4 protein-coding genes are annotated in these 2,940 nt (G+C 74.7%); all 4 read left to right on the forward strand.

Going from position 1 to position 2,940, the window contains the following annotated elements; all coding sequences use genetic code 11:
- On the forward strand, positions 1–209 hold a 209-nt coding region (gene mnmA / locus K6U79_11455; protein ID MCL6522969.1), incomplete at its 5' end, for a tRNA 2-thiouridine(34) synthase MnmA.
- Between the two features lie 722 nt (positions 210–931).
- The gene (locus tag K6U79_11460) at positions 932–1,453 is read left to right on the forward strand and encodes a hypothetical protein (GenBank protein MCL6522970.1); all 522 of its coding nucleotides are present in this window, start codon (positions 932–934) and stop codon (positions 1,451–1,453) included.
- Between the two features lie 6 nt (positions 1,454–1,459).
- Positions 1,460–2,236 carry a VOC family protein gene (locus K6U79_11465; protein ID MCL6522971.1) on the forward strand — a complete coding sequence of 259 codons (777 nt, stop codon included), beginning with the start codon at positions 1,460–1,462 and terminating at the stop codon, positions 2,234–2,236.
- A 252-nt stretch (positions 2,237–2,488) separates the two neighbouring features.
- A partial coding sequence (locus K6U79_11470) for a TIGR00366 family protein (protein MCL6522972.1) occupies positions 2,489–2,940 on the forward strand: 452 nt, incomplete at its 3' end.

A 2,940-nucleotide genomic window follows, 5' to 3' on the forward strand; every position in this document is an offset into this window, starting at 1 on the left:
TTCCCAGCCAATTCACTTGCTTCGCGCAGATTCGCTATCAGCACACACCCGCTGCCTGCGAAGTCACACTGCACGACGACCAGCGGCTAACCGTGCGGTTTCAGGAACCACAATTCGGCGTGGCACCGGGTCAGGCGGTGGTGTTGTACGCCGAAGATCGGGTGCTGGGCGGGGGATGGATTGCCCGGGGCTTGCCCTGTGCTCGCTGAAAAGACCGTGCGCATCGGCGGCAGCGGTGATGCGCTCCAGCACCGACGGCAACGGCGGGTGAAACACGACCACCTCACCACGCCGCGGGCCGCGGAACAGGTAGCGTTCCTCACTGTCAAGATGCACAAACGGGAGCAGCCGCGCCACGGGTGCGAGGTTCACGCGCTGGTACAAGAGCTTGTTCACCAGCACGTACTGACCCGTCGCATAGGTGGGGTCCATGCTCGACCCCTCGACCCGAAAGTTCTGCACAACCCCCCGCACGGCCATGAAGATGAGCAGGGCGAGGATCAAGGTCTCCACCAACTCCCGCGCTAGCAAGAGATTCGAGCGGCGCTTGTGCGCGGCGATAACCGGGGCAGCTTCGCGGTCAGCGGCATCCCAGGCATCGATGAAGATCTGTTCACCACGGTCCGCGCGGTCACCCAAGCGATCGTCCCAATTCGCGCCTGTTGGCGTGCTGGTGGCCTCTGGTGAGGGGGCCAGCCACGGGGCACGCGCCTCGGGACGGGTGCCGTTGGCTTCAGGTACAGGTGGCAGATCATGGCGGGGAATGCGCCGGGTTGGTTGCTCCTCGCTTCCGGCTACCGGCCAGCGGCGCGGGATGGGCACCGTGGGGCGCTGGCTGCGTTCCACCGTCTCCTGGTCCGGGTTGGTGGGGGGGCGCTGGTGGCGGGGGGGGCGGGGCTGGGCGCGGGGGGGGGGGGGCCGGGCGGGGCGGGTGGGGCGGGGGGGTCCGCCGGCGGCCCCGGCGCCGGTGGCCGCCTGGGCGGACGAGGCGACGCCCTCGCCGGCCTCCGTGGCCATCCGCGTCCTCCTGCGCCTCGGCGCCTACACCGGCGAGGAAGGCTTCCGGCAGGTGGCGGAGGCGGCGCTGGAGCTCTACCGCCCGGTGATGGAGCAGCTCCCCCAGGCGACGGCCGGTCTCTGGAGCGCCCTCCTGGCGGCGGAGGACGGTCCCCCGGAGGTGACGCTCCTCCTCCCCGCGGAGGACTCCCCCGGCGCGGCCGAGGCCGTCGCCGACGAATGGCTGCGGCGGCTCCAGCGGCGCTACCTGCCTGACCTGGTGCTGGAGCGCGCGCGGGAGGGCGAGCCGGACGTCCCCCTGGCCCGCGGGCGCAGGGCCGGCGACGGCAGGGTGACCGCCTACGTCTGCCGGGGCCACGCCTGCCTGCCGCCCGCCGTCCGCTGGAGCGAGGTGGAGCGCCGCCTGGCCGGCGGGGGCGAGGGGGGACCGACCTGAGCGCCGGTGGCGCGAAGCCGGCCGGGAGGGAGGAGACGGACCGTCTACCTGGATCACCTGGTTCACGCCGTGGGGGAGCTGGAGGAGGCGCGGGAGGAGGCGGCGCGGTTCGGGCTCCGCTTCCTCCCGGGGGGCCGGCACCCCGCCTACGGCACGCGGAACGCGCTCTGCTACACGGCCGGCCTGGCTTACTGGGAGCTCCTGGCCTTCGAGCGCCGGCCCGGGCGGGCACCGGCCTCCGGCGCGGCCTTCGTGGACGAGGCCTGGGCGCGGCTCGAGCGCCAGGGGCCAGGGCTGGCGACGCTGGCGCTGGGGTGCGACGACCTCGACGCGCAGGTGGGGCGCCTGCGCGCGGCCGGCCTGGCGGTAGGCGAGCCGCGGCCGGGCGAGCGGGTGACGCCGCAGGGGCCGGTGCTGCGCTGGCGGACGGCCGAACTGGGGGCGTGGCCGGCGGAGGCGGGGCCGCGGCCCTTCCTCATCCAGCACGAGGGGGAGGCGGCGGAGCGGAGGCGGCTCTTGGAGAGGCTGGGCTTCCTCGGGCCGGGGGGCGAGGGCGGCTTCGTGCTGGCCGAGCTGGTCTGGCCGGTGCCCCACGCGGAGGTGGCGGCGAGGCTGTACGAGCGCCTTCTGGGCGCGGGGGCGCGGGAGGAGGCCGGCTCACGCCCGGCCTTCCGCCTGGGGCGCTGCCTGCTCCGCCTGGTGCCGGGGCCGGCTTCGGCGGCGGTCCGGCTGGAGCCTCCTCTGCGCGGCGCGTGGCAGGGGGTCCGTCTGGAGGAAGCGTGACCGGGGAGCGTGGGAGGTGCAGTGGCGGTGGCTGGTGGCGCCGGCGCGGCCGAGCTCGGTGCCGCCAGCCTCCACGTCTATCCCCGCGGGTGGGCGGTCCGCCCCCTGGGCGCCGGCCCCAGGCAGGCCCGCCCTCAGCACCGGCATGACCGCCCCGGTCCCCGCATAGGAAGAGAGGCAAGCCGCCGCGACCGGCGGGGCAGGCTCGGGAGGCGCCCGCACGGGCGGCGGAGTCCGGAGGGGGTGTCCGGCATGGCCGGCGGAGCAAGGCGTCCACCCGGCGGCGGGGCGGTGGCGGCGGGCGGTCTGCCGCTCCCGGGCGGGGAGCGGGCGGGGGCGCTGGTGGAGTTCGGCATGCGCCTGGCCGACTGGGCCGAGCGCTGGTTCCCCGACGCGCTGGTCTTCGCCCTGGCGGCCATCGTGGTCGTCTTCGCGGCGGGGCTGGCGGTGGGCAGCACCCCGGCGGAGCTGGTCAAGGACTTCGGCGACGGCTTCTGGGGCCTCATCCCTTTCACCATGCAGATGACCATGATCATCGTCGGCGGCTACGTGGTGGCCAGCTCGCCGCCGGTCCGCCGGCTGATCGCCTGGCTGGCGGAGCTGCCGAAGCGGCCCCGCGGCGCCGTGGCCTTCGTCGCCTTCTTCGCCGCCTTCACCTCGCTGATCAGCTGGGGCTTCAGCCTCATTTTCTCGGGGCTGCTGGT

Source organism: Bacillota bacterium (assembly GCA_023511835.1).
In the GTDB taxonomy this organism is placed as follows: Bacteria; Bacillota; Sulfobacillia; order JAIMAT01; family JAIMAT01; genus JAIMAT01.